The sequence below is a fragment of the Gilliamella sp. wkB7 genome (assembly GCF_001693435.1).
In the GTDB taxonomy this organism is placed as follows: Bacteria; Pseudomonadota; Gammaproteobacteria; order Enterobacterales; family Orbaceae; genus Gilliamella; species Gilliamella apicola_N.
Window position 1 is genome coordinate 1,992,126 of the sequence record NZ_CM004509.1, and the last position, 26,432, is coordinate 2,018,557.

The window sequence follows — 26,432 nt, forward strand, 5'->3', positions numbered from 1 at the left end:
TCTTATTTTTAAAATTGATTAAATTTGCTCAGTAAAAAAGGTTCAAAGTAACTGTATTACTGGTTAAAAATCAGTGTGATCCGATCACTTTGTAATGACTTTGAACCTGTTAATTAATTTTGGGCGGTGAATTTTTTGTTTTGAATCTATCTTTTAACCAAGAATACCTAAACCATAGCCAATAATGCCTACCGCAAATAATGCAAAGATTAAAGTTATTGGACTAACTTTTTTTCTTAATAATTTCATCATTAACAGTGTTAATGCTAAAGGGAGTAATCCTGGCACCAGATCGTTAAGAATGCCTTGTACTGTCATAGTGACCTCTTCACCATTAATGCCCGTAGTTTGTGACACAATAAGTGGGACATTAATCGAGGTCCATTTGGTGACTAATACGCCCATTATGAATAACCCTAAAATAGACGCACCTTCAGTTAATTTTGGAAGAATATTACCGGATAGATCTTTAACAATTCCGATTCCTTTCGATAACCCATAAGTTAAGCCATACCATTTCATCGCAATTCGAATTAAGTTAAAGAGGATAAAAAACAGTAATGGACCAGCGATATTTCCAGTAAGCGCTAATGATGCACCAAGAGCTGCGGTAATTGGACGTAATGTGCCCCAAACTAATGGATCTCCCACACCCGCTAAAGGTCCCATAAGACCAACTTTCAAACTGTTAATCGTGCCATCAGAAATATCTGCACCATTTGCTCTGGCTTCTTCCATTGCCATGGTGACGCCCAAAACAGGCCCACACATTGCAGGTGTCGTATTGAAAAAGGTTAGATGTCTTTTTAATGCTTCTCGTTGCTCTTCTTTTGTTTTGTATACCCGTTTAATTGTAGGAATCATATCGACACAAAAAGCTAAAGCATGAATTCGTTCATAGTTGAAAGATGCTTGTTGAAAATTAGATCGAATAAATGTACTGACAATATCTTTCTTTTGTATAGTATTTAATACTTCTTTCATAATAAAACCCTTTACTTATTAATCATCTAATTCATCATCAGCAATGATTGAATGGTTATTGGTCACGACATTAATGTTTGTTTCATTATTTTTAGTCGTATTAAATTTAGAATTTAATTGAACATAAATGATGGCGAAAATGACACCTAAAATGCCAAATGACAGTAAACTAAAATTCAAATACCCGCCAAGAACAAACCCTAAATAGAAGAAAGGTGCCAGATATTTAACCATCATCATGTTCAAAACCATTGCATAGCCAACCACAACAATAAAACCACCGGCAACAGCAAGTCCCCCAGTAACAATATCTGGTAACAGATTTAATAAGCTTTTGACGGTGTTTGCATCAACATAAATGGCAACTAAAGTTGCAGGTATTGCCACTCGCAATGCTTGTACAAACAGCGCACTAAAATGCAAAAGCTCTATTTTTTTGAATTGAACTTTTTCAGCGGCGTTATCCGCTTCATGTTGAAAGGCAACAGTGATGGTTCTTGCAAATACCGTTAAAACTTGTCCAGCGGCAGCGACGGGTAGGGCGATTGCAATTCCGGTTTGAATATCTTGTTTACCAACGACAACTAAAATTGCTGATATAACGCTAGCGAGTGCTGAATCGGGTGACTGAGCGGCCCCTATATTCATCCAACCTAACGCTATCAATTCAAGCGTACCACCCAAAATAATACCTGTTTTTATATCGCCTAAGATTAAACCTATCACGGTACAAGCAATTAATGGCCGATGGGTTTGAAACTCATCAAGTACACTTCCCATTCCTGCGATACAAGAAAAAATAAAAATTAACACAATTTGAAATAATGAAATTTCCATTTTCTACCTCCTTATTTATTGCTAATGATGGTTGTTAATATGGAAATTCTTGATCAAGCAATTTGATAAAATCGACGGTAGGATCGGTAATTACCACTTTTAAGCACAGATCAACCCCCATCTGATGCATTTTTCTAAATGCTGATACATCGTTTTCATCGAGTGAAACGGCTTTAGTAATCTGCTTTTTGCCTGTTTTGAAAGACATACCGCCAATATTGATACTTTTAATTGGTACACCTTCTTCAATCAGTCGCATGACATCTGTTGGGTTGGTAAAAAGATAAAATACCGTATCATTTTCATATTTGGGGTTTTTATAAACAGCCGCCGCTTTAGCAATACTCACCACAGAAACTTTAATTCCTGGAGGCGCTGCTTGTTTAACTAAAGTGGAACGAATTTCGTCATTAGCCACTTCATCACTAACAACAATTATTCTTTCTGCTTTGGCCTCTTTGGTCCAAACAGTTGTTACTTGACCATGTATTAAACGGTCATCAATACGGACTAAATTTATAATCATTTAAAATTCCTCATGTTTAGCGATGTTTTTGGATAGTTGACTGAAAGATTTGATGAAATCTGCTTTCATGTCGTTAAGTTGTTCAAAAGTTTCTTCTAAGCTGATTGAGGAGTAATCAATATGTAATAACGCTAAACAAAGTGGTAAGGATAAGCCACTGATGACTTCAATATTGCCATTTTGCATTGCCAACATTGCCGCTGCGTTATAGGGGCTACCGGAAAATATATCAGTGATAATAATGAATGGTTGCTCAGTTGATTGACTAATAATTTTTAGGTATTTATCTTTTAAACTCTCAATACCTTCACCTAATTGAAAAGTAATAGCATGTAGGTTTGCATATTTTCCAGCTATCATTTCAATACTCTTTTTCATTTCAATAGCAATGTTTCCATGGCCAGCTAATATAAAGTTCATATCACACCTCTTTCACAAATTCTCTTGTTGCTTCACAAATGTTTAGGTGAATTTATATTCACAAATAATCAAAGTAAATCACAAATGTGAAAAAATGTGATTTAGATTTGATTTTCTTGCAAAATAAAAGAAATTTCTTTTATGGTGATATAAAAAAGTAGTAATTTGTAAGGTTAAGCTTTATAAATTTGAGGGGGGAAAATTGAATTATGATTATTATTTAATAAAAGAAGGTGTTGCGTTTTGTAGAATCTGTAAAGTAAAAGATTTTTTAAGATAGAATCCTCTTGGGCGGGTTAGGATAATTTGTCCATTTTCACCAATCGCCTCAGTTAATGCTTTTCCATTTGCCGCTTTAGGCCTGATTTGTAGATAAGTACCATAGCGAGCGGTAATCTTTTCCACTTGACCTAGTGCTATCATATCCATCAATTCTTGCCAATCTTGCTTAAGCTGTTGCTCTTGTTCGTGCGTTGGTGTCCATAAAATAGGATGCCCAACTTTTCTATCTGCAAGAGGAATGGTTCTTTCTCCTTCAATTGGGATCCAAAGTACTTTACTGAGTTTATATTTGACATGGCTCGTTTCCCAAATCACACCATGATTCGCCATTAATGGCGTAACACTAACAAAGGTCGTTTCTAATGGTTTACCTTGTTTGTTGATTGGGATTGTTTTTAGTTCAATTCCTAAATTAGCAAAATCGCGTTCCGCTTTACTTCCAGCATTTGCACCTAAAAAGGTCTCAATAAGATTACCCGCCCAGCCTTTTTGCTTATTAAGATTATTTGGTACCGGCATATTGAGGTAATCGGCTATTTCACCAAAGGTATACCCTGCAACTAATTGGGCACGGTTTAATAATTGTTGTTCATTGGTTGGAAAATAAATTGTTGTCATGTGAAAACTTTATCAATTGCGAAATAAACCCACAGTTTATTAGAACTGTGGGTACTCAATAAAACATAATTAACTTAACTTTTCAACCCAATGTGCATAACTGGTGATAATAGCGGAAAGAAATTCTTTGGTTTTCTCGTTCATATTACCATTTTCATCAAAAGCGTTATTAATATTACCGATATAGGCTTCAGGTTGCTGTAAGGTTGGCATATCAAGAAAAACGAATGATTGTCGTAATTGATGATTAGCACCAAAACCGCCTATAGCGCCTTGTGATACAGAAATTACCGCCGCAGGTTTTTTGGACCAAACACTTTTACCATAAGGACGAGAGCCCACATCCAAAGCATTTTTAATTACAGCTGGTAAACCTCGGTTATATTCTGGGGTAACAAAAATTACACCATTACAATTGGCAATTTCTTGACGAAAACGATCGTAGGATTGGGGTGGGGTGTCTGTATCAATATCTTCATTATAAAAAGGTAAATCGCCGATCTCGATAATATCGAGTGACAGTGATTGTGGTGCAATTTGCTTAAATACCTTAGCTACTTTTAAATTGAAAGAATCTTTACGTAAACTACCAACAAGTACGGCTATTTTTTTACTCATTTGTAATTCCCCTTAATAGAAAGATAAAGAGACACAATAGTGTGTCTCTTATTAGGGATAATGATTCAGCATTACTAAATTTTTAGTGACCTGAAGAATCCAATTTACGACTGGTTTCAAACAAAAACCAAGCACGTTTTTCAGTTTGATCTATCCACTCTTCAATTAAACTTGCTGTTGCCGAATCGTTATATTTATCACAAATATCATGTGCAACACGCATACGAGTAGTAAGTTTAATATTATCTTGGCAGAGTTCTGCAATCATATCTGAAGGCTCTACAAAATCCGCATCATTATCAGAAATACTTTGTAATTTTGAAATGTGACCAATAGAGCGCAATGTTGTACCACCTAATTTACGCACACGTTCAGCAATTGGATCGGTCATTGCGAATAATTCGTCACCGTGATCATCTAACATTAAATGATAGTCACGAAAATGAGGTCCACTTACATGCCAATGAAAGTTTTTAGTTTTTAAATATAAGGCAAATACGTCTGCTAATACAGAGTTCATTGCACCAGAAATATCTTTTGATGCTTTTTGACCTAAATCAGTAGGAAACAAAATTGCCGCTTGCTGTAGTTTCTTTGCGCTAGCCGCTTTTTTAGATTTAGACGAGGTAATACTTTTAGCCATGAGATTCTCCTTAAGTTGAAAAACAAAATAAGTGTGTATTTACAAATTACGCTAACTAGCAATCAAAGTCCAATCAAAATGAGCTATTGTTGGCTATCACTGCTATTTTAGCAATCTATGGATAACACTTATTTCATACACCCTCCTTTTTGATTATTTTCTAATAAATTTCTTTCACAATAAAAGAAAATATTTCAAAATGTGATCGAGTTAAAAGTTATTTGTTTTTGAAGTTGATAGTATTTAATCGAAATTTAACTCAATAGGAGACATTATGATTGATGCTATTTCATTTGGTGCCGAATGGTTTATTGGTTTATTCCAAGAAGGAGGCAAAGTTTTTGTGGGGATGGTAACGTCGATTTTACCATTATTAATTTCATTACTCGTTGTGATGAATGCTCTTATTAAATTTATCGGACAAGAACGTATCGAACGTTTAGCTCAAGCTTGTGCTGGTAATCCTGTTTCTCGTTATTTAATTTTACCGTTAATTGGTACTTTTGTGTTTTGTAATCCAATGACATTAAGTTTAGGTCGTTTTATGCCAGAGTTTTATAAACCAAGTTATTACGCTGCTTCATCTTATAGCTGCCATTCAATGAATGGTTTATTTCCTCATGTTAACCCTGGTGAACTTTTTGTTTATTTAGGGGTAGCTGCTGGCTTAACCACTTTAAATTTACCGTTAGGTCCTTTAGCGGTTAGCTATTTCCTTGTCGGTTTAGGCACCAACTTCTTTAGAGGTTGGATCACAGACTTTTGTACTGCCATTTTTGAAAAAAAAATGGGCATTAAATTAGATAGAAAAGTGCATTTATAACAATGGTAAGGAACACAAAATGGCTAAATTTATTCGTATAGAAAAAGGTGAATCTGGTTGGGGTGGACCTTTAGAACTTCCTATCATTGCTGGAAAAAAAATCGTCTATATTGCAGCAGGTACGCGACCTGCAATAGTTGACACACTCACTCAATTAACAGGCTGGCAAGCAATCGATGGTTTTAAAGAGGGCGAACCACCTAAAGAAGAAATTGGCGTGGCGGTTATTGATTGCGGTGGCACATTACGTTGCGGTATTTATCCAAAAAATCGTATACCAACTATTAATATTCATGCAACGGGCAAATCAGGGCCTCTTGCTCAATATATTGTTGAAGATATCTATGTTTCAGCAGTAAAACCAAACAATATCACATTAATTGAAAAAGAGGGGGATGTTGTTGACCAAACTGCATCGCAAGCGAGCAAAACTACTTCTGAATTTAAAGATTATGATAGCAGTAAAAAAATTACTGAACAAAGTGATGGTTTACTAGCAAAAATCGGTATCGGAATGGGATCAGGTGTTGCCGTTTTCTTCCAAGCGGGTCGTGACACTATAGATACCGTACTTAAAACCATTCTTCCCTTTATGGCGTTTGTATCGGCATTAATCGGAATTATCATCGCATCTGGACTAGGCGACTTTATTGCACATGGTCTTGTGCCATTAGCTAATAATCCACTTGGTCTAGTTATATTGGCGCTAATCTGTTCTTTTCCTTTGCTTTCACCTTTCTTAGGGCCGGGCGCTGTTATTGCACAAGTTATTGGTACCTTAGTTGGGGTGCAAATAGGGCTGGGTAATATTCCACCTCATCTCGCTTTACCTGCATTATTTGCCATTAATGCGCAAGCAGCATGTGACTTTATACCGGTTGGTTTGTCACTGGCAGAAGCTAAGCAAGATACAGTTAGAGTTGGCGTTCCTTCGGTACTTGTTAGTCGCTTTTTAACGGGAGCACCAACCGTATTAATTGCTTGGGGCGTTTCATTATTTATCTATCAATAAACCGATTAAAAAATGGGATTGCGCATCCCGTTTTAAACTAACAATAGCAATAAAAATGAGTGTTTAGTACAGAAAATAAGAAGGTTAAGAATGTCAAATGTTATCTATCAATCAAACATTAATCAAATTGGTGAATTTGCGTCAGAAGCATTAGCTGATGGCATGCTAATTCTATTTAAAACCGGTGCGCCAGCCGATTTAGCCGATTACTGCTTTATTCATAGTCATGATGTTTTAAAGCAGGATATACAAGTCGGACAAGTGATTCATTTAGGTAATCATATTTATAACATTACAGCGGTAGGTGATGTAGCAAATGTTAATTTTCAACAATTAGGACATATCACAATAAGGTTTGATGGTAATAGTCAAGCTGAATTACCCGGAACGGTGCATGTAAAGGGTGAAATCCCTGAAAAACTTTTTGTAGGTGATGAAATTAAAATTTTAAATAATTAAGGAACATAAAAGATGAAACAAGTAGCAGTTATTGTAGGTGGTGGTCAAACTTTAGGTGAATTTTTATGTAAGGGTATTGCTGATGCTGGATACAACGTTGCCGTTGCTGATTTAAATATCGCAAACGCCAATAAAGTTGCAGACGAGATAAACCAAAAGCATGGTGCAGGTACTGCTAAAGGTTTTGGGGTTGATGCAACAAACGAAGAAAGTGTTATTCAGTTGGCAAATGATGTTAATGATACTTTTAAACGTGCGGATTTAATGGTGTACAGCGCCGGCGTTGCTAAAGCTGCGCCAATTACTAATTTCGTATTAAGCGATTTTCAACTATCAGTGAATGTAAACCTTACTGGTTATTTCTTATGTGCACGTGAATTTGCTAAATTAATGGTAAATCATAAAATCCCTGGTCGAATTATTCAAATTAACTCTAAATCAGGTAAAGTTGGCAGTAAACATAACTCTGGATACAGTGCGGCTAAATTTGGCGGTGTTGGGTTAACTCAATCACTGGCGCTGGATCTTGCTGATTATGGAATTACAGTCAACTCATTAATGTTAGGTAATTTATTAAAATCGCCAATGTTCCAATCATTAATACCTCAGTATGCTAAAAAGTTAGGTATTGCAGAAGATCAAGTTGAGCAAGTTTATATTGATAAAGTACCACTTAAACGTGGTTGTGATTATCAAGATGTACTTAATGTCTTATTATTTTATGCAAGTGACAAAGCCTCTTATTGTACAGGACAATCAATTAATATAACGGGTGGTCAAGTAATGTTTTAATGAGAATAAAGTGCGTAAGTTAATTTAAAACTTATCGCACTTTATTATTTAATTGATATAAAAAGGACAAATGATGAATATGACCAATACGCTAATTGTCTTGGCATTGATTGCGTGGTGTATCCAAATTATTTTTAGTTGGTTTCAAATACGCCGTTTTAATCATGCTTTTTTATCCTTAAAAAAAGGTATGTACTTGGGAGTTGGTCGTAGTAAAAATAAACGTTTTAAACCCAGAGTATTAATTGCGATTTCGTTAGATGAAAATCAGGTAGTCATTGATTCGGTTATTATGAAAGGGATTACGGTTTTTGCTATACCCAAACCTATCTCACAATTACATGGATTGTCCGTTTTAGATATCATACCTGAAAAGGTATTCCCTAATGAGCCGTCTTCACAAAGTGCATTAACTGTCGCTTTGACTGCCAATAAATGAAAATTAACTTTTATTTTGAAAAGTATTTTCTTTCATTATAAAGTATAATAATTATATAAAATAAAAATTTTTTATCCGCTAGTTATAGTGATGGGATCCAAGCATGAAGGTAAGGCAAAGACAGACAGCTATTTTAGAATATTTGCAAAATCATGGACAAGTTAGTGTTGATGAATTGGTTGAACACTTTAAAACTACTGGCACAACTATCCGTAAAGATCTTACACAACTTCATGAAAGTGGTTTAGTTTTACGTACTTATGGTGGTGCTATGCTAAACCGTGAAATTGGTGACCGAGCCATCGATCATAAAACTTACATTAATACTGCTCAAAAAAAGGCGATTGCCGAAGAAGCCTCTAAATTGATCCATGAAGGTGATTCAATCATTTTTGATGCCGGTAGCACGGTTGCTCAAATGATCCCTATGCTTGCTAGATTCAATAATTTGACTATTATGACCAATAGCCTACATATGGTAAATGAACTGGTCGCGAATGATAATGACCAAACTATTATCTTAACGGGCGGAACATTTCGCCGTAAATCAGCCTCATTCCATAGCAATAATGCATCCGCGATTGCTGCTTTTGAATCCTACACGTTTGATAAACTTTTTATGGGTGCAGATGGTGTAGATTTAATTGGTGGGGTTACCACATTTAATGAAAGCTATCATGGTAGTGTTGCAATGAGTAAAGCGGCTGCGAAATTAATCTTATTAGCGGATTCTTCAAAATTTGGAAGACGCAGTCCAAATGTGGTGTGTGATTTAAGTGCTGTCGATACTATAATTACAGACAATAATTTAGATGATAAATATTATGATGCGTTAGCCCAAAAGGGCATTAAAGTGATAAAAGTAAAGCCGTTAAATAAGTAAGAAAATCTAATTAAAAAATCTTAGAAAGGGTCTAGCCTAAAGTAATGCATCAAACTTAATAATAAATATCAAAGCTTATTAAAATTGGTTTAATAATAAGCTTTGAGTTTTTAACAGTTTTAGGTTATTTCCGATAGTATAGATATGCGTTCGAAGTTTTTTATTCATTAAATTTTTTACAAATGATCACCCGAACGCGTTGCTAAAATAAATTAAAATAATAATCTAGCCCTAATGGTACCTTCTACATTTTTTAATTTAACTAATAACTCTTCGGCTTTAGTTTGTTCGACTCTATCAATATCAATAACAACATAACCAATTTTAGGATCGGTTTGCAAATATTGTGCAGATATATTGAGACCTTGTTCTGCAAATAACGTATTAATTGCCGTTAATACGCCAGGTTGATTGTGGTGAATATTGAGAAAACGACTTGAGCCTTTCGCTGGAATTGGCAAAGCAGCTTTAGGAAAATTAACTGCGGAAAGTGTAGCCCCCGTGTCTGAATATTTAGCAAGTTTTGTTGCTACTTCAATACCAATATTTTCTTGAGCTTCACTGGTTGAACCGCCAATATGGGGGGTGATAATGACATTATCAAATTTACACAGTGGTGATTCAAATGGATCACTATTGCTAGCAGGTTCAGTCGGAAATACATCAATTGCTGCGCCACTAAGCTTATTCGCTTCTAGCGCTTGAGTGAGTGCATCAATATCGATCACACTGCCGCGGGAAGCATTAAGCAAAATTGCACCTGATTTCATCATATCAATTTCTGATTTGCCAATCATTTTAATTGTTGTCGCATTTTCAGGAACATGCATACTAACAATATCACTCATAGCAAGTAATTCTTTCATGGTTGCAATTTGTTTGGCATTTCCTAATGGCAATTTCGTTTCAATATCATAAAAGTAAACATTCATACCTAATGATTCAGCAAGTACACTCAATTGACTACCAATATGACCGTAACCAATGATGCCTAAATTTTTACCTCGTGCTTCGTGAGAGCCTGTGGCTATTTTGTTCCATTTGCCTTGATGAGCTCTAGCATTGGCTTCTGGTACTCGACGAAGTAATAAAATCGCTTCAGCTAATACTAGCTCTGCAACAGAACGAGTATTAGAAAATGGCGCATTAAAAACAGGAATTCCTTTAACGGTAGCAGCTTCAAGTTCAACTTGATTGGTTCCAATACAGAAACAACCAATTCCAGCAAGTTTAGGTGCAGCATCAATGATATCTTTTGTTAAATGTGTCCTTGAGCGAATACCAATAAATCTTGCATCTTTTAATACATCTTTAAGTTCAGATTTAGATAATGCACCTTTATGATATTCAATGTTGTTATAACCTGCTGATTTAAGTGTTTCAACCGCGCTAGGGTGGATCCCTTCAAGTAATACAAACTTATTTTCATCTTTCGTTAACGCCTGAACAACCATTATTTCCTCTCTATCTTTCAAAATATAATAGGTTTTTATTATGATTTTAGATTTTAATCTTTTAAAAATTAAATAGTTTTATTTAACTCTTTTACACCTGAGCTGCATCCAACTAGTGCAATATCTGCCCCTCTATTAGCAAATAATCCAACAGTTACCACACCAGCAATATTATTAATACGATGTTCTAATTCCACAGGACTGGTAATAAGAAGATCATGCACATCTAAAATAACATTGCCATTATCGGTCACAACTCCTTGTCGATATATTGGTTTACCGCCAAGTTTAAATAACTCACGGGCAACATAGGAACGAGCCATCGGAATTACTTCTACAGGTAATGGGAATTTTCCTAATACATCGACAACCTTTGATTCATCCACAATACAGATAAACTGTTTTGCAAGAGCTGAAACTATTTTTTCACGTGTTAAAGCGGCTCCTCCGCCTTTGATCATTTGTAATTGTTGATTTATTTCGTCAGCGCCATCAACATATACATCTAAACTATCAACATCATTACAGTCTAGTACTGGAATGCCATAGCTTTTCAATTTTTGTGTCGAGGCTTCGGAGCTTGAAACAGTGCCTTTAATCTGATCTTTGATTGTCGCTAACGCATCAATAAAATGAGATGCCGTAGAGCCCGTTCCCACTCCTACATATGAATCTGGTTTAATATATTTCAAGGCTGACCAGCCTACCGCCTTTTTTAATTCGTCTTGTGTCATGATATCATCCTATTTTAAGGATACTTTTTCTTAAAAAAATAAAATTTTAAAAGAAAAATTATTAAAGATATGGCATAGTACCCAATTGGAAAGCAAAAATCATTAGTATTTTAATAAATATATTAATTTTCGATAGGTTAAAAATTTTTTACGATATTAAAGTAGCTTTAATATCCAAGCAATGATCAAATCATTAGTAAAGAGATTATGAAGCGTCCAGATTATAGAGCATTACAAGCATTAGATGCAGTGATAAAAGAACGGGGATTTGAACGTGCAGCTGATAAATTGTGTATCACACAACCAGCCGTATCGCAACGTATCAAACAATTAGAAAGCTTTTTCGGTCAGCAATTATTGGTTAGAACTATACCGCCGAAAGCCACCAAGCAAGGAGAGCATCTTCTAGGATTATTGCATCAAGTTGAATTATTAGAACAGCAATGGTTAGGTGATAATGAACAAAACACAACGCCATTGTCGTTATCTATTGCAATTAATGCTGACTCTTTAGCAACATGGCTTTTACCAGCTTTAAAACCCGTATTGGATAAAAATATTCTTCGTTTTGATATTCAAGTAAGGGATGAAGAACATACTTTAGAACTACTGCGTTTAGGCACTGTAGTTGCAGCAATCAGTATTCAACCTAATCCATTACCTGGTTGCTTATCTGATTTATTAGGGGCGCTTGATTATATTTTTGTGGCATCGCCTGAGTTTGCTAAAAAGTACTTTCCGAATGGGGTAACTCGATCTTCGCTTTTAAAAGCACCAGCGGTTGCTTTTGACCATTTGGATGATATGCATCAAGCTTTTCTACAAGAAAACTTTAATCTAACCCCTGGTAGTGTAATTTGTCATATTACCAGTTCATCAGAGGCCTTTGTTCAGCTTGCTAAGCAGGGATCTGCCTGTTGTATGATACCAATGTTACAGGTTGAGCAAGAGTTAAAAAATGGTGAATTGGTAAATCTGACCGAAGGTTTATACCAAAGACGTATGCTTTATTGGCACCGATTTGCGCCTGAAAGTAGTGTAATGCAAAATATTTCTGAGACTTTAATTCGTTATGCACAATGTTCCTTATCTCAACCACAAGATAGGAAGTAATGAATAAAATTTAATTTTTTTTACTAAGACGTAGTGCAAACCTGAAACTTCTTTACAAAGTGCAATAACCACTTACAGAGCAAATAATATGAGTCAATTAAAAAATGATCGTTATTTACGCGCATTACAGTGTTTACCTGTTGATTACACCCCTATTTGGATGATGCGGCAAGCCGGTCGTTATCTGCCTGAGTATCGACTGTTACGAGCCAAAGCGGGTAATTTTATGACGATGTGCCAAACACCAGAATTGGCATGTGAAGTGACATTACAACCTTTGCGTCGTTTTGACCTCGATGCGACTATTATTTTTTCAGATATATTAACCATTCCCGATGCAATGGGACTTGGATTGTATTTTGAAGCAGGCGAAGGACCCAAATTTACTAAATCCCTATCTCAATTATCTGATATTGAAAAATTACCGATTCCCGATCCGCAGTTATCTCTTGGCTATGTAATGGATGCAATACGTCTGACTAAAAAAGAGTTAAATGGCAAAGTTCCTTTAATTGGTTTTGCTGGCAGTCCTTGGACGTTAGCTACTTATATGATTGAAGGGGGGAGCAGTAAAACCTTTACCAAAATAAAAAAAATGCTTTATAGTCATCCCAAAGCACTGCATCTATTACTTGAAAAATTGGCGACGAGTGTTGCTTTGTATTTAAATGCACAAATTGAAGCGGGAGCTCAATCAATAATGATATTTGATACTTGGGGTGGCGTGTTAAGTCATCAAAGTTATCAAGAGTTTTCTTTAAACTATATGCAATTAATTTTATCAAAGTTAAAACGAGGCAATAAAACTCAGGATGTCACCTCATATGTGCCTGTTACTTTTTTTACCAAGGGTGGCGGATTATGGTTAGATAGCATTGCTAACACTGGTTGTGATGCTATTGGTGTTGATTGGACAGTTAATTTGAGTGATATTCGACAAAAAGGTAAAATTGCCGTGCAAGGTAATTTAGACCCGTCAGTTTTGTATGCTGATAGACAAACAATAGAATCTAATGTTGATACTGTTCTTAAAGAATATGGTACTCATAATGGGCATATTTTTAATTTAGGGCACGGTATTCATCAAGATACTCCAGTAGAACATGTACAATATTTAATTGAGGCTGTACATCAACGCTCCAAAAGGTTTCATTATGATTAAAAATCCAGTTCAGTTAAGAATCGAAAAATTAGCATTATGGCAACAACGTTTATTCATGCTTTGTTTGTGTGAAAGAATGTACCCAAATTTTGTCTTTTACGCAAAACAACAGCAAAATGAGGATGATGCTAAAAGTTATAAGAAGATACTTGATCTGATGTGGGAATCTTTATTAGTTGAGAATGTAAAAATCAATTTTGATTTACAGCTGGAAAAGTTAGAAGTGATTATTCCTAGTATTACCGAAGATAGTCCTTATATTATTTACCCTGCTATTGATGCATGTCAGGCATTAAGTGAGGTTTTACATTCATATTTAACCGGTGAAGTAACCGAACATGCAGCAAAAGTGAGTAGTATATCGGCAACAACCGTTGCAGAATTTGAAATGACAAAATCAAATATTGTTCTAAGTGAAGATGAGCAACAAACTTTACCTAGTGTGATTGATGAATTTGATTTTCAATGGGAAATATTTCGAATATTACGAGATGAAAATAACGATATGATTGACTTAATAAAAGGTTTAAAAGCAGATATTCGAGAATCTGCAATAAGTAATATTGGTGTTTTTTTGAGCAATTAAGCTTTTAAATGTGTCATTTTTTTATTTTTTACCAAATTTTCCTTTAACATTGGAGGAATATAGACTACATTTAATAGCAATGTAATCTAACGTTGTTTACAGAAGCAAAGTTGATTTTCGGCATTGCTTATAATGTTAACTTTAACAATAAAATAATTATGTAAGGATATTTCCATGAATAAAACAGAACTTGTCGATGCTATTGCTAGCAAAGCAGATATTACAAAAGTTGCTGCAAAAACAGCTCTAGAAGCAACATTAGCTGCTATTACTGAATCATTAAAAGCTGGTGAGCCAGTACAACTAGTTGGTTTTGGTACATTCAAAGTTAATGAACGAAAAGCACGTATTGGTCGTAATCCAAAAACTGGTAAAGAAATCAAAATTGCCGAAAGTAAAGTTCCAGCATTTGTATCTGGTAAAAGCTTAAAAGAAGCAATCAAATAAGTTTGTTTATTTCTTCCTATTTTATTATATTGATGGGATGTACCTTTGGTCATAAGACGTTGTCTTGTGGCCATGTTTTTGTCTAATTTTTTAACATACAGCGATTTATTAAAAAATAAAAGCCGATACAAGCAAGGTTAGGATTTTATTTCTACAAATTTTGCATTTAATATTTTTGCTAAATCTTGCGCGATGAGTTCTATTTCTAATCCTCTTCTTCCCCCCGAAATAAACATTTTTTCTAGTTGAACTGCACTTGAATCAATAAGAGTGGGTAATTGCTTTTTCTGACCTAATGGACTAATACCGCCGACTAAATAACCTGTAGTTTTTTGAGCTAAATTAGGATCGGCTAACTCGACTTTTTTGCAGTTCAGTGCTTTAGCCACTTTTTTAAGATCTAAGTGATTATCAACCGGTAATACACAAACTGCTAACATTTTATCGTTACCATTTAAACTTACTATTAATGTTTTAAACACTTGTGCTGCAACTACATTTAAACTAGGATCCAGTTTATTTACAGCTTCTTGTCCATAGTGTGTGTCATTAGGATCATGCTCATATTGGTGAATTTTAAATGTGATATTTAACTTTTTAAGAAGCTTAATTGCAGGTGTCATAATGATGTCTACTGTAATTAAATAAAATAGGTTAATAATTGAATTTTAGCTACCCTATTAACAAAAATTAATAGGGTAATTAAATGTAATGGCTATTTTTAAATAATTAAACTGTTATTTTGCTCAGGTGGCTCAAGCATTGATTTGTTACTTGTTAATAGCATATTCAAACGATAAAAGAAGCAAATTGTAAAAATATTTAATATTGTTAATAATGTTGAATAAATAACAGATAAAAAGATATTATTGTCGACAGCATTAAAAAGCGAAATAACTAAAACCGCAAGAAAATATATTAACATCATCGGAAGAGCAAAACGCCAATGAGTTAAGGTAGATTTGTTACATTCAGCGAATTTTTCGAAAAAAGTTTTAGTTGTTGGTTGGGCAATTAATCCACAAAAATTGTAGTAAATCGCATTAAAAAATATAGCAAACACAATCGCGACGATTGCAAATAGGAAAATGACTAGAGCCTTTGGAATAATTAAGCCCAAAATCATAAATATTAATCCCCCAAATAGGAAAATTATTGGCAATATAATTAAGAAAACTAACTCAAAACCAATCATATTTAGTACATTGGGGAGCATTCTGGATAACACTGTATTTAAATTAAGATATTCATTGAAAGAATAGTTATAAATAACAGCAATTAGAATCGCATCAATTATTATAAATAACACTAATTTAATCACTAGCATTTTTAATAAAAGTGGAAATGCGCTTGGACTATTTGCTTTAAGTAATTGAGTAAGAGTTGCAATATCAACCGTATTTTTTAAAATTAATGTAGCAAATAAATTTAATAATAAACTGATTAGCACGATTGGCCAAAACCGATTTCGAATAAAATTAGCGGCCTGAGTAAAAACTATGGAAAAAGAGAGTTCTGTTTGCATGTTTATATTCTTACCTTATTAGTGGTAACCGTAAAGCCACCACTAAATATAATTAACGAAAGGGATATTATTGTAAAAGTGAAATATCAGCAACTTTTAAAAATAAATTTTGTAGTTTTTTCAAAAGGGCTAGACGATTAAGTTTCACCTGTTCATCATCTACCATCACCATGACATTTTCAAAGAAAGCATCAATCGGTGTTTTAAGTGCTGCTAATTCAACTAAAGCCTCTTGATAACGCCCATCGTTAAAGTAAGGAGCTAATTTATCAGTTAATATCGCTACATGTTTGGCTAATTCCCCTTCAGCACCCTCTACCAATAGGGCGGCATTAACATGTTCAGAAATAACACTGTCGGTTTTAGATAAAATATTAGAAACACGCTTATTGGCTTCCGCTAATGATGATGCTTCTGATAGTGTTCTAAAATGCGTTACCGCCTTAACTCTTGCATCAAAATCGGCAGGTTTCGTCGGATTAAGTGCTAATACAGCTTGAATGGTATCAATGGTAAAACCTTGCTCTTGGTACCAAGCACGGAATCGACCTTGCATAAAGCTAACAATATCTTCAACAACATTTTTATTATTTAACTTATCGCCATATAGTGATACAGCATAAGTTGACAAGTCGGTCAAATCTAATGGTAACGCTTTTTCGACAATAATACGTAGCACACCAATAGCCGCACGACGTAATGCAAATGGGTCTTTATCCCCCTTAGGGTGTTGACCAATACCGAAAATACCCGCTAAAGTATCCATTTTTTCGGCAATTGAAACAGCACATGATACGTAAGTGCTTGGCAATTCATCACCCGCAAAACGAGGTTTGTATTGCTCCTCAATGGCCGTTGCAACTTCAATACTTTCCCCATCTTTAAGTGCTAAATAGCGCCCCATTATACCTTGCGTTTCAGGGAACTCGAAGACGGTATTTGTCACTAAGTCACATTTAGTCAGTTTACCTGCACGTTTTGCTTGCTCAACGTTAGCGCCAATTTTGTCGGCAATAAAACCAGACAATGCTTCTAACCGTAACGCTTTATCTTTAACCGTTCCTAATTGTTGTTGAAATAGAACGGTTTCAAGGCGAGGTAAACGGTCTTCTAAATGTTGTTTTAAATCAGTTTGATAAAAGAATTCTGCATCGGCTAGGCGAGGGCGAACTACCTTTTCATTACCTGAAATCACCACTTGTGGGTCTTTTGATTCAATATTTGCCACAAAAATAAAATTCGGCAGCAGTTTGCCTTGCTTATCGTAAACTGGAAAATATTTTTGATCGCCTTTCATGGTATAAACCAGTGATTCGGCAGGTACAGCTAAAAAACGTTCTTCGAATTTAGCTGTTAATACAACTGGCCATTCAACTAAAGAAGAGACTTCCTCAAGTAGACTATCGGTTAAATCTGCTTTACCATTTAATTTGGTTGCAGCGTCTTGCGCTTGTTGTTTGATGATAGCTTTACGTTTATCATAATCCGCAATGACTTTACCTCGTTGTTCTAAAATATCTGGGTATTGATCTGCATTATCAATAGTAAATTCTTGCTCACCCATAAAGCGATGACCTCGAATCAATCGGTTAGATTCAATGTCTAAAATATTGCCAGGCACTAAATCTTCACCATAAAGCATTGTTACTGTATGGCTAGGTCGAATAAATTCAACTTGTCGAGCCGCCCAACGCATTGGTTTAGGAATAGGTAATTTGCTTAATGCGTTTTTTACCATATCACATAATAAATTAACAACAGGCTGACCTTTTTGATTTTGTGTATAACAAAGCCATTCCCCCTTATCAGTTTGAATACGCTGAGCCTGATCCACACTAATACCACATCCACGTGCCCATCCTTCAGCTGCTTTAGTTGGATTGCCATTTGCATCAAATGCTGCGCTCACTGCTGGGCCACGTTTAACGATTTGACTATCTGGTTGCGTATCATTTAAATTCAAAACTTTTAATGCTAAACGACGAGGTGATGCATACCAAAGTACCTCACCATGTTCTAGTTTGGCATTATCAAGTTGTTCAATAAAATTAGCTGCAAAACTTTCAGCTAATGTTCGGAGTGATTTTGGAGGTAACTCTTCAGTACCAATTTCCACTAAAAATGTTTTTTGCATAATCTTTAAATTCCTACTTTGCTGCGCTTGGGTTAGAACGTGAATTTTGGCACATAGGGAAGCCAAGAGCTTCGCGTGATGCATAGTATGCTTCTGCCACCATTTTAGTTAATGTTCTGATACGTAAAATATATCTTTGTCTTTCAGTAACTGAAATTGCTTTACGTGCATCAAGTAAATTAAAACAGTGAGCAGCTTTTAAAATACGTTCATAAGCCGGTAATGGCAGTGGTTTTTCAAGTTCAAGTAAAAATTTAGCTTCTTTTTCATGTTGTTCAAAACAGTAAAATAAGAATTCGGTATTGGCATATTCAAAATTATAAGTCGATTGTTCAACTTCATTTTGGTGAAACACATCGCCATAAGTTGTTTTACCAAAGACACCATCACTCCAAACTAAATCATACACGCTATCCACACCTTGAATATACATAGCGAGTCGTTCAAGACCATAAGTGATCTCACCTGTAACTGGTTTACACTCAAGTCCTCCAACTTGTTGAAAATAAGTGAATTGGGTGACTTCCATACCATTTAACCAAACTTCCCAACCTAGTCCCCATGCACCTAAAGTAGGATTTTCCCAGTTGTCTTCAACAAAACGAATATCATTAATCGTTGGATCAAGACCTAACTCTTTTAATGAACCTAAATATAACTCTTGGATATTGTCAGGAGAAGGTTTTAAGATAACTTGAAATTGATAATAATGTTGTAGCCTATTTGGGTTTTCGCCATAGCGACCATCAGTAGGGCGACGCGATGGTTGAACATAAGCCGCATTAATTGGTTCAGGACCAAGTGCTCGTAAGCAAGTCATAGGGTGCGAAGTGCCTGCACCAACTTCCATATCTAACGGCTGAATCACCGTACAACCTTGATTAGCCCAGTAATCTTGTAACGTTAGTATTAACCCTTGAAAGGTTTTGACATTAAACTTTTGCATGATGTTATCTTTATGGTTGAATTGATTTTTTGGTAATTTAAATAGTTTTGTATTTTATACTTTTTATCCGTGCTTGTGAAATGTCTAATATACTATATGCTGCAATTATTCTTAAACTCGCCGAGATGGTATACATTTTGCTTATTTAGTTATTTGTATGTATAGTGGTTTATCTTTTACGTTTGATAATAAATCCTAATTACAATTCTATGGCTATTTATCAAAAATTTCTTATCCCTATTTTAATTGGATTAATGTATGCCAATCCTTTGTATGCGATTGATGATAATCAAAAATTACAAAATTTGCGCCAGTCAATTAAAGAGCAAGAAATTCGTTTAGCTGAACAGAAAAAGGAAAGGACTCAATTAGTTAATGATCTCAAACAACAAGAAACCGAGATAGCTAAACTGCTGACATCAATTGAAAAAAATAATGCTACACTGAATAAACTTAATAAGGAAATTGCTCAGTTAATCAAGCAAATTGATGAGTTAAATGTTAAACAACAGCAGCAAAGACGCGCATTGGCTAAGCAGCTTGAAACCGCTTTTAAACTAGGCAAAAACACAGGCTTTCAGCTTATCTTTGCTAGTGAACAAAGTGAGCGCAATGAACGTCTTATCACCTATTTTGGTTACATTAATGACTCTAGAGAACAACATATTAAAGCCCTGCGTGAAACTCAAGAGCAACTTAACGAAAAAAAATTAGCTTTACAAAAGAAGCAAGTTTCGCAACAGGCATTGCAAACAAAACGCAAGCAGGAGCAAGTTGGCCTTGAAAAAAATCGTCAAGATAGAAAAAAAACGATTAGCTCATTAGAATCATCTATGCAAGTTAATCAACAAAAACTGGCTCAATTACATGAAAATGAGGCAAAACTTCAAGCGAAAATTGCTGAAGCAGAAAGAGAAAGCCGACGCATAGCAGAAGAAGAAGTAAGACAAGCAAAAAATATTCAAGCAAAACAAAAAAATAATAATTATACTTTAAGCCCAGAAGAGCGATCGCTCATGGCTCGAGTTAGTGGCATTGGTAAACCTAAGCATCAATTTAATTGGCCAGTAAGTGGATCTGTTTTGCATCGATTTGGAGAATCATTACATGGTGAACTATATTGGAAAGGAATGGTAATTAATGCTAAAGATGGTACACAAGTAAAAGCAATAACCGATGGACGCGTAATATTAGCAAGCTGGTTACAAGGTTATGGTTTTGTTGTTGCAATTGATCATGGTAAAGGTGATATGAGTTTATATGGGTATAATCAAAGAGTGCTTGTGGCAGTTGGTGATAAAATTTATAGTGGTCAACCCATTGCGTTAGTGGGCTCAAGTGGCGGACAAAATAGTTCAGGATTATATTTTGAAATTCGTCGAGATGGAAAGGCTTTAAATCCTAGTGGATGGTTAAAATAGTGGTTCGTTTATTCAGTTCAATGGCCATTGGTCTATTATTACAAACAAGCAATGTATGGGCGGCAGAGTTAGCAATTGTTATTGATGATTTTGGCTATAGACAACATAATGAAGAGCAAATTATTAAACTTTCGCCTAATATTACGGTGGCTGTGTTGCCTAATTCTCCAAATGCACATCGTATTGCCAATATTGCTCATGAGCATGGCAATGATGTGATGATTCACTTACCAATGGCTCCGTTTGGTAAGCAGCCGTTAGAGAAAGATACGTTGTATCCTTATATGGAAGAAGAGGAAGTTGATCGTATTGTAGCAAATGCGGTAGCGCATGTACCTTATGCAATTGGAGTTAATAACCACATGGGCAGCTTAATGACATCCAGCCAAATTGGAATGGAAAATGTTATGAAAGCGTTAAGTTACCACTCAATGTTTTTTTTAGATAGTAAAACCGTCGGAAAAACAGCTGTCAGAAAAGCGGCAAGTCTTTATGATATTCCAGTTGTAGAACGAGATGTATTTTTAGATGATAAGCAAAATGAAGCTGTTATCAGTCAACAATTCGATTTAGCTATCAAAGTTGCACGTAAAAATGGTTCTGCCATCGCGATTGGGCATCCTCATCCACAGACGCTTAATGTGCTTAAAAATAAATTAGCTAACTTACCGTCTGATGTTGAATTAATCAAAATTAGTCAGCTTGTGGTGCCATTAACAATAGAATCTAAACCGAAAGTAACATTAAAATATATTTTTGAAAACTGTATAAAATCTTTAGAAGATGCATGGAATTTCAATAATGATCTCAATAAATAATTACTTTTTTTCTAATGTTCGATGGCGAATTTGTATTTGTTTATTTTGTGCTTTAAAAAATTCAGCTAATTGCTCTGCAATGAAAACGGAACGATGTTGTCCTCCAGTACAGCCAATCGCGATAGTTAAATAACTTCGATTATTTTTCTCTAACATTGGCAACCATTGTTGCAAATAATTAGCTGTTTGATAGATAAAATTGGTTACATCATCTTGTTTTGATAGATAATTAATTACAGGCTCATCTAACCCTGTCAAAGGCCTTAAATTGATATCCCAATGAGGATTAGGTAAAAAACGGACATCAAATACAAAATCGGCATCAATAGGCAAACCGTGTTTAAACCCAAATGATTCAAAAATCATAGTTAATTCACGCTCTTTTTTACCTAAAATACGCGTTCTTAAAATGTCAGATAATTGGTGAACAGAAAGATTATCTGTATTAATGACCAAACTAGCATGCGATTTTAATGACTCTAAATAATTTTCTTCAAGATCGATTGCTTCTTCAAGTGAATGTTTTTGATTGGCTAAAGGGTGTATTCGTCTTGTTTCACTATAACGACGGATAAGAGTGTTACGGCTACAGTCTAAGAAAATAATTTCAGGCGTTACTGATTCAGGAAGTTTTTGCAGTATATCATTATCAAATTCAAAATTGATAGGCAAATTGCGAATATCAATGCTAACAGCGACAGGCGTATCATTGTTTTTTAATGAATCGGCTAATTGTGGTAATAAAGCGACAGGAATATTATCAACACAATAAAATCCCATATCTTCTAGCGCCCGTAAAGCAATTGATTTTCCAGAGCCGGAACGGCCACTCACTATCATCAGAATCACAATTCAACCTCCATTATTGATTGTTTGTACAAGTATATACTGTTTGTTTGTAAAGATACAATTTAGTAAATATAGGATACTGATTTAATATTCGGTTTTAATCCTAGTAATAAGTTGTTTAAGCGCTTGTCCTCGATGTGAAATCTGACTTTTATGTTCTTTTGTTAACTCGGCAGCGCTACAATTTAGTTCGGGTACATAAAATAAAGGATCATAACCGAAGCCACCTTCTCCTCGTGTTTCATTTAAAATGATGCCATCCCATTTTCCCAAACAAATAATGGGTGTTGGATCATTTTCATGTCGCATAAACGCTAATGCGCAATAAAAATAAGCGGTACGTTTTTCACTTGGTACATTTTTTAGTTCTTGCAATAATTTTTGATTATTGCTTGCATCGTTACCATGTTCGCCTGCATAACGGGCAGAATAGATCCCCGGCGCACCATCAAGCGCATTAACCACTAATCCAGAATCATCAGCGATTGCTGGTAATTTAGTAAATTTAGCAGTATGTCTTGCTTTTAATATCGCATTTTCAATAAAGGTTAAACCAGTTTCATCCACCTCAGGTACATTGAACTCTTTTTGTGCAACAACATTAAAACCAGCATCGGCTAACAGGTTTTGTAGCTCATTAACTTTACCTTGATTATTTGTGGCTAAAACAATTTTTTGCATTTTAATTTCCTTACCATAACTGGTTTGTCAAATATTACCATTAGTGAATTTTATGTAACAGCCGTTATTTAATATATGAATATTTTCAAAAATCAGGCTCGCATGTAAAAGTCATGCTTTCTCCTGTTTTAGGATGATTTATTGTCAGTGATTGGGCATGTAACAACAATCTTTGAGACATCGAAAATGCCTCAGGATGTGCATAAAATTTATCTCCCAAAATTGGATGTCCAATAGCTTGCATATGCACACGTAATTGATGTGAACGTCCTGTAAACGGAAATAATTTAACTCGGGTAGTATTATTCTCATTTCGTGAAATAACTTGATATTCAGTTAATGCATGTTTACCGTTTTCAAGATCCACCATTTGCCTTGGACGATTCGGCCAATCACAAATTAAAGGTAGTTCAACTTGTCCAGTATCTTGCTCAAGATGTCCATGTACCACAGCAATATATGTTTTTTTGGGGATTCGTTCACGAAATTGTTTTTTTATGTCTCGATCGGCTAATTTTGATAGCGCTGCAACCATAATACCACTGGTTGCCATATCTAAACGATGAACCGATTCAACATAACTGTATTTTTGTTGTAAACGGTGAATAATACTATCAATAAATTGAGGTTTATTACCTGATACAGATAATATCCCTGGCTGTTTATTAACAACGACAATATGGTCATCTTGATGTAGGATAGAAAGCCAAGGGTCAATAGGGGGATGATATTCCAAAAGCATTTATATATGACAATTCTTAAAATAAAATTGTCATATATTCTAGCAAACTCAACAAAAAGCGCCAGTTTTATAAAAGCGGCGCTGGTTTCAAATTATATTTTCTTTGCTGGAAAGAATTGAGAAATTAATATGGTTAGACCTACAAAAAGATAACAAGCAAAAATAATAATCATCCATTGAGACATTTCGATGGTTAAAAAAGTCCAAATTTTATCGGCACATGAGCCATAGGCATTAAACATACTTGGTAACCATTGATTTAAAGGTAACCAAGATGGAAACTGAACGTTAATTGCACAGGTATCACTAAAATTAGGTTCAAATTGTAAATGAGCGTGAAATGTCGCTAACATAAATCCTTTATAGGCACTAAATAACCAAACCAAAATTCCGACTAATCGAAAAATATAATTATTAGGCTTAATTAATCCGATAATGCTTGCGATCATAATTCCAAAAATAGCACAGCGTTGATAAATGCATAATGTACAAGGGGCTAGATCTAACACATGTTGAAAAAAGAGCGCTGTTAATTCAAAAATAAAGGTAGAAAGGAATAATAAAAACCAAGCAGCTCTGCCGTTTGAGTAATGATTGAGTAGTGATAACATACTATTTTATTCCTCCATATTCCGTTATAATTACTTATCTTTAATTATATCGAAAGTAATCTATCTAATTTTTAAGTGATGCTAGTGTAGTTTATTTTCGGATAATGTAAACGACTTTTATATATTGATGGCGGATTAATCATTTCTTATGGATTCAAACGTTCCACAAACAAAATTGCAAGTCTCATTTGTCACAATTTCAGAAGAAAATGCGACACAACGAATTGATAACTTTTTAATTACACACTTAAAAGGTGTGCCTAAAAGTATGATTTATCGCATACTAAGAAAGGGTGAGGTGAGAGTTAACAAAAAACGCGTTAAACCTGAATATAAATTAAATAATGGCGATGAGATTCGTATTCCTCCTATACGCGTTGCTGAAAAAACAACACCCGAAATTTCAACTAAGCTTAATAAAGTTGCTGATCTGGAAAAGGCAATCATCTATGAAGATGATGTGATTTTAGCCATTAATAAACCTTCTGGCATTGCCGTTCATGGCGGTAGTGGTTTAAGTTTTGGTGTCATTGAGGGGTTACGCGCATTAAGACCCGAAGCAAAGTTTTTAGAATTAGTTCATCGAATTGATCGTGAAACATCGGGTGTACTATTAATAGCTAAAAAACGTTCTGCATTAAAAGCGTTACATGAGCAGCTTAGACTTAAACAGATGCAAAAAAATTATTTGGCATTAGTAAAAGGAAATTGGCCATCAGAATGTAAAGTGGTGCAGGCACCATTACTTAAAAACGTATTAAAAAGTGGTGAACGTGTTGTCAAAGTTGATAAAGAAGGAAAGCCTTCTGAAACGCGATTTAAAGTTGAAGAGCGATTTGATTTTGCAACTTTAATTAAAGCCAGTCCAGTTACAGGACGTACTCATCAAATTCGAGTTCATACTCAATATGCTAACCATCCAATTGCTTTTGATGATCGTTATGGTGATAACCAATTTGATATGCAACTAGCAAATACCAAGCTTAACCGATTATTTTTACACGCGGCTAATGTGAAATTTATTCATCCGAAAACTTTACAAGAAATGCAGTTAAATGCACCGATGGATGATAAGTTGCAAGCATGTTTAAATCAGCTTAGAAATGATAAATACCAACAAACAGAATCATTAAAATAAAAAGGTAATAAGTGCGAATGAAAGATCTCAATTTATACTTAATTAGACATGGGCAAACAGAGTGGAATATTAAAGATCAAATGCAAGGATCGCAAAACTCTCCTCTTACAGAACAAGGCGTTTTAGGGGCTAAAATAACAGGGCAATATTTAAAAGATGTCCCTTTTTTGCAAGCATATTCCAGTACTCAACAACGTGCTAAAGAAACACGTAATTATATCGCTAAGGAAAATATTAAAGATATTCCAACATTTGAACTGTCTGATTTGCAAGAAATGGATTTTGGGGATTGGGAGGGTAAACATGTACCGACTCTTAAAAAGGAAGTGCCAGAATTTACGACTTATTTAACCGATCCTGCTAATTTTGATGCTTCTGTCAATAAAGGTGAAAATTATCTTGATGTTCTAACGCGTATGAAACAAGGACTCAATACGATAATCCAAAATGCACCACAAAATACGGGTAATATTTTAATCGTTTCTCATGGAACGGTATTGCGGTTATTACTTTGCGTATTAAATGGAGGTGATTGGCGTTTACACCGTGATGATCAATACTTTCCGCGCATGTTAAATACCAGCATAAGTGTTGTTAATTATCAACAAGCGGATGATGAGTCAGAAGGAAAATTTACGGTTAAATACTATAACAATGTCGATCATTTAACGGATAAATAATCGGTGATGTAAATTTTTTATTATCTCTCAAATAACATAAAATGAGAGATAATAA

At 34.9% G+C, this 26,432-nt stretch carries 31 protein-coding genes; 14 read left to right on the top strand and 17 right to left on the bottom strand.

What is annotated here, in order from left to right; translation table 11 throughout:
* Nucleotides 1–153 precede the first annotated feature (153 nt).
* The 7 genes from A9G17_RS08790 to A9G17_RS08820 form a co-directional block, all read right to left on the bottom strand.
* Nucleotides 154–984 carry a mannose/fructose/sorbose PTS transporter subunit IID gene (locus tag A9G17_RS08790; protein WP_065738375.1) on the bottom strand — a complete coding sequence of 277 codons (831 nt, stop codon included), beginning with the start codon at nt 982–984 and terminating at the stop codon, nt 154–156.
* 18 nt (nt 985–1,002) lie between these two features.
* Nucleotides 1,003–1,821, bottom strand: coding sequence for a PTS mannose/fructose/sorbose transporter subunit IIC (locus tag A9G17_RS08795; RefSeq protein ID WP_065738376.1), 819 nt, complete (start codon nt 1,819–1,821; stop codon nt 1,003–1,005).
* Nucleotides 1,822–1,855: 34 nt separating this feature from the next.
* Complete coding sequence (locus tag A9G17_RS08800) at nt 1,856–2,347, bottom strand: PTS sugar transporter subunit IIB (RefSeq protein ID WP_065738377.1); 492 nt, start codon at nt 2,345–2,347, stop codon at nt 1,856–1,858.
* Nucleotides 2,348–2,767 carry a PTS sugar transporter subunit IIA gene (locus A9G17_RS08805; protein ID WP_065738378.1) on the bottom strand — a complete coding sequence of 140 codons (420 nt, stop codon included), beginning with the start codon at nt 2,765–2,767 and terminating at the stop codon, nt 2,348–2,350.
* Between the two features lie 216 nt (nt 2,768–2,983).
* Nucleotides 2,984–3,667 carry a DNA mismatch repair endonuclease MutH gene (mutH, locus tag A9G17_RS08810; protein WP_065738379.1) on the bottom strand — a complete coding sequence of 228 codons (684 nt, stop codon included), beginning with the start codon at nt 3,665–3,667 and terminating at the stop codon, nt 2,984–2,986.
* A gap of 69 nt (nt 3,668–3,736) precedes the next feature.
* Nucleotides 3,737–4,285 carry an NADPH-dependent FMN reductase gene (locus A9G17_RS08815; protein WP_065738380.1) on the bottom strand — a complete coding sequence of 183 codons (549 nt, stop codon included), beginning with the start codon at nt 4,283–4,285 and terminating at the stop codon, nt 3,737–3,739.
* Nucleotides 4,286–4,367: 82 nt separating this feature from the next.
* Entirely contained in the window at nt 4,368–4,928 is a 561-nt protein-coding gene (locus A9G17_RS08820; protein WP_025314541.1) for a Dps family protein, read from the bottom strand.
* Between the two features lie 274 nt (nt 4,929–5,202).
* On the opposite strand from A9G17_RS08820, the gene srlA reads away from it, so the two are divergent.
* The 6 genes from srlA to srlR all read left to right on the top strand — a co-directional run bounded on the left by srlA (nt 5,203) and on the right by srlR (nt 9,336).
* Nucleotides 5,203–5,751 carry a PTS glucitol/sorbitol transporter subunit IIC gene (gene srlA, locus A9G17_RS08825; protein ID WP_065738381.1) on the top strand — a complete coding sequence of 183 codons (549 nt, stop codon included), beginning with the start codon at nt 5,203–5,205 and terminating at the stop codon, nt 5,749–5,751.
* A 19-nt stretch (nt 5,752–5,770) separates the two neighbouring features.
* Entirely contained in the window at nt 5,771–6,763 is a 993-nt protein-coding gene (gene srlE, locus A9G17_RS08830; RefSeq protein ID WP_065738382.1) for a PTS glucitol/sorbitol transporter subunit IIB, read from the top strand.
* A 90-nt stretch (nt 6,764–6,853) separates the two neighbouring features.
* Nucleotides 6,854–7,222: a PTS glucitol/sorbitol transporter subunit IIA gene (gene srlB, locus A9G17_RS08835; protein WP_065738383.1), complete on the top strand. Its 369-nt coding sequence runs from the start codon at nt 6,854–6,856 to the stop codon at nt 7,220–7,222.
* Between the two features lie 12 nt (nt 7,223–7,234).
* Nucleotides 7,235–8,014: a sorbitol-6-phosphate dehydrogenase gene (gene srlD, locus A9G17_RS08840; RefSeq protein ID WP_065738384.1), complete on the top strand. Its 780-nt coding sequence runs from the start codon at nt 7,235–7,237 to the stop codon at nt 8,012–8,014.
* A 73-nt stretch (nt 8,015–8,087) separates the two neighbouring features.
* Entirely contained in the window at nt 8,088–8,453 is a 366-nt protein-coding gene (locus tag A9G17_RS08845; RefSeq protein ID WP_065738385.1) for a transcriptional regulator GutM, read from the top strand.
* Between the two features lie 103 nt (nt 8,454–8,556).
* Nucleotides 8,557–9,336 (top strand): glucitol operon DNA-binding transcriptional repressor SrlR, encoded by a 780-nt coding sequence (gene srlR, locus A9G17_RS08850; RefSeq protein WP_065738386.1) that lies wholly within the window; start codon nt 8,557–8,559, stop codon nt 9,334–9,336.
* A gap of 212 nt (nt 9,337–9,548) precedes the next feature.
* On the opposite strand, the gene serA is transcribed toward srlR, so the two are convergent.
* Nucleotides 9,549–10,790, bottom strand: a complete 1,242-nt coding sequence (gene serA, locus A9G17_RS08855) for a phosphoglycerate dehydrogenase (protein WP_065738387.1) — start codon at nt 10,788–10,790, stop codon at nt 9,549–9,551.
* Between the two features lie 68 nt (nt 10,791–10,858).
* Nucleotides 10,859–11,524 (bottom strand): ribose-5-phosphate isomerase RpiA, encoded by a 666-nt coding sequence (rpiA, locus tag A9G17_RS08860; protein WP_065738388.1) that lies wholly within the window; start codon nt 11,522–11,524, stop codon nt 10,859–10,861.
* 207 nt (nt 11,525–11,731) lie between these two features.
* Here rpiA and A9G17_RS08865 point away from each other — a divergent pair, with 207 nt between their 5' ends.
* The 4 genes from A9G17_RS08865 to A9G17_RS08880 all read left to right on the top strand — a co-directional run bounded on the left by A9G17_RS08865 (nt 11,732) and on the right by A9G17_RS08880 (nt 14,832).
* A complete protein-coding gene (locus A9G17_RS08865; protein WP_065738389.1) occupies nt 11,732–12,637 on the top strand; it encodes a LysR family transcriptional regulator ArgP in 906 nt (301 codons plus the stop codon).
* A gap of 88 nt (nt 12,638–12,725) precedes the next feature.
* Nucleotides 12,726–13,799: a uroporphyrinogen decarboxylase gene (hemE, locus tag A9G17_RS08870; protein ID WP_065738390.1), complete on the top strand. Its 1,074-nt coding sequence runs from the start codon at nt 12,726–12,728 to the stop codon at nt 13,797–13,799.
* Nucleotides 13,792–14,385 (top strand): YjaG family protein, encoded by a 594-nt coding sequence (locus tag A9G17_RS08875; protein ID WP_065738391.1) that lies wholly within the window; start codon nt 13,792–13,794, stop codon nt 14,383–14,385. Before hemE ends, A9G17_RS08875 begins: the two co-directional genes overlap by 8 nt.
* A 174-nt stretch (nt 14,386–14,559) precedes the next feature.
* Nucleotides 14,560–14,832: an HU family DNA-binding protein gene (locus A9G17_RS08880; RefSeq protein WP_065738392.1), complete on the top strand. Its 273-nt coding sequence runs from the start codon at nt 14,560–14,562 to the stop codon at nt 14,830–14,832.
* Nucleotides 14,833–14,969: 137 nt separating this feature from the next.
* On the opposite strand, the gene ybaK is transcribed toward A9G17_RS08880, so the two are convergent.
* From ybaK to glyQ, 4 genes are all read right to left on the bottom strand, one after another.
* On the bottom strand, nt 14,970–15,455 hold the full coding sequence (ybaK, locus tag A9G17_RS08885; protein WP_065738393.1) for a Cys-tRNA(Pro) deacylase: 486 nt from the start codon (nt 15,453–15,455) through the stop codon (nt 14,970–14,972).
* A gap of 98 nt (nt 15,456–15,553) precedes the next feature.
* The gene (locus A9G17_RS08890; RefSeq protein WP_065738394.1) at nt 15,554–16,357 is read right to left on the bottom strand and encodes a hypothetical protein; all 804 of its coding nucleotides are present in this window, start codon (nt 16,355–16,357) and stop codon (nt 15,554–15,556) included.
* 67 nt (nt 16,358–16,424) lie between these two features.
* Nucleotides 16,425–18,494 (bottom strand): glycine--tRNA ligase subunit beta, encoded by a 2,070-nt coding sequence (gene glyS, locus A9G17_RS08895; protein WP_065739131.1) that lies wholly within the window; start codon nt 18,492–18,494, stop codon nt 16,425–16,427.
* Between the two features lie 10 nt (nt 18,495–18,504).
* The gene (glyQ, locus tag A9G17_RS08900; protein WP_065738395.1) at nt 18,505–19,437 is read right to left on the bottom strand and encodes a glycine--tRNA ligase subunit alpha; all 933 of its coding nucleotides are present in this window, start codon (nt 19,435–19,437) and stop codon (nt 18,505–18,507) included.
* A 209-nt stretch (nt 19,438–19,646) separates the two neighbouring features.
* Here glyQ and envC point away from each other — a divergent pair, with 209 nt between their 5' ends.
* A complete protein-coding gene (gene envC / locus A9G17_RS08905) occupies nt 19,647–20,858 on the top strand; it encodes a murein hydrolase activator EnvC (protein ID WP_065738396.1) in 1,212 nt (403 codons plus the stop codon).
* The gene (locus tag A9G17_RS08910) at nt 20,846–21,676 is read left to right on the top strand and encodes a divergent polysaccharide deacetylase family protein (RefSeq protein WP_065738397.1); all 831 of its coding nucleotides are present in this window, start codon (nt 20,846–20,848) and stop codon (nt 21,674–21,676) included. Before envC ends, A9G17_RS08910 begins: the two co-directional genes overlap by 13 nt.
* Here A9G17_RS08910 and rapZ read toward each other — a convergent pair whose 3' ends face one another.
* The 4 genes from rapZ to dsbB all read right to left on the bottom strand — a co-directional run bounded on the left by rapZ (nt 21,677) and on the right by dsbB (nt 24,559).
* Nucleotides 21,677–22,525, bottom strand: coding sequence for an RNase adapter RapZ (rapZ, locus tag A9G17_RS08915; RefSeq protein ID WP_065738398.1), 849 nt, complete (start codon nt 22,523–22,525; stop codon nt 21,677–21,679).
* An 84-nt stretch (nt 22,526–22,609) separates the two neighbouring features.
* Entirely contained in the window at nt 22,610–23,206 is a 597-nt protein-coding gene (locus A9G17_RS08920) for an XTP/dITP diphosphatase (protein ID WP_065738399.1), read from the bottom strand.
* A gap of 85 nt (nt 23,207–23,291) precedes the next feature.
* A complete protein-coding gene (gene rluA / locus A9G17_RS08925) occupies nt 23,292–23,948 on the bottom strand; it encodes a bifunctional tRNA pseudouridine(32) synthase/23S rRNA pseudouridine(746) synthase RluA (RefSeq protein WP_065738400.1) in 657 nt (218 codons plus the stop codon).
* Nucleotides 23,949–24,040: 92 nt separating this feature from the next.
* Nucleotides 24,041–24,559, bottom strand: a complete 519-nt coding sequence (gene dsbB / locus A9G17_RS08930; protein WP_065738401.1) for a disulfide bond formation protein DsbB — start codon at nt 24,557–24,559, stop codon at nt 24,041–24,043.
* A gap of 148 nt (nt 24,560–24,707) precedes the next feature.
* On the opposite strand from dsbB, the gene rluC reads away from it, so the two are divergent.
* Together rluC and A9G17_RS08940 are read left to right on the top strand one after the other, a co-directional pair.
* Nucleotides 24,708–25,697 carry a 23S rRNA pseudouridine(955/2504/2580) synthase RluC gene (rluC, locus tag A9G17_RS08935; protein WP_065738402.1) on the top strand — a complete coding sequence of 330 codons (990 nt, stop codon included), beginning with the start codon at nt 24,708–24,710 and terminating at the stop codon, nt 25,695–25,697.
* 17 nt (nt 25,698–25,714) lie between these two features.
* The gene (locus A9G17_RS08940; RefSeq protein WP_065738403.1) at nt 25,715–26,377 is read left to right on the top strand and encodes a histidine phosphatase family protein; all 663 of its coding nucleotides are present in this window, start codon (nt 25,715–25,717) and stop codon (nt 26,375–26,377) included.
* The last annotated feature ends 55 nt before the right edge of the window (nt 26,378–26,432 follow it).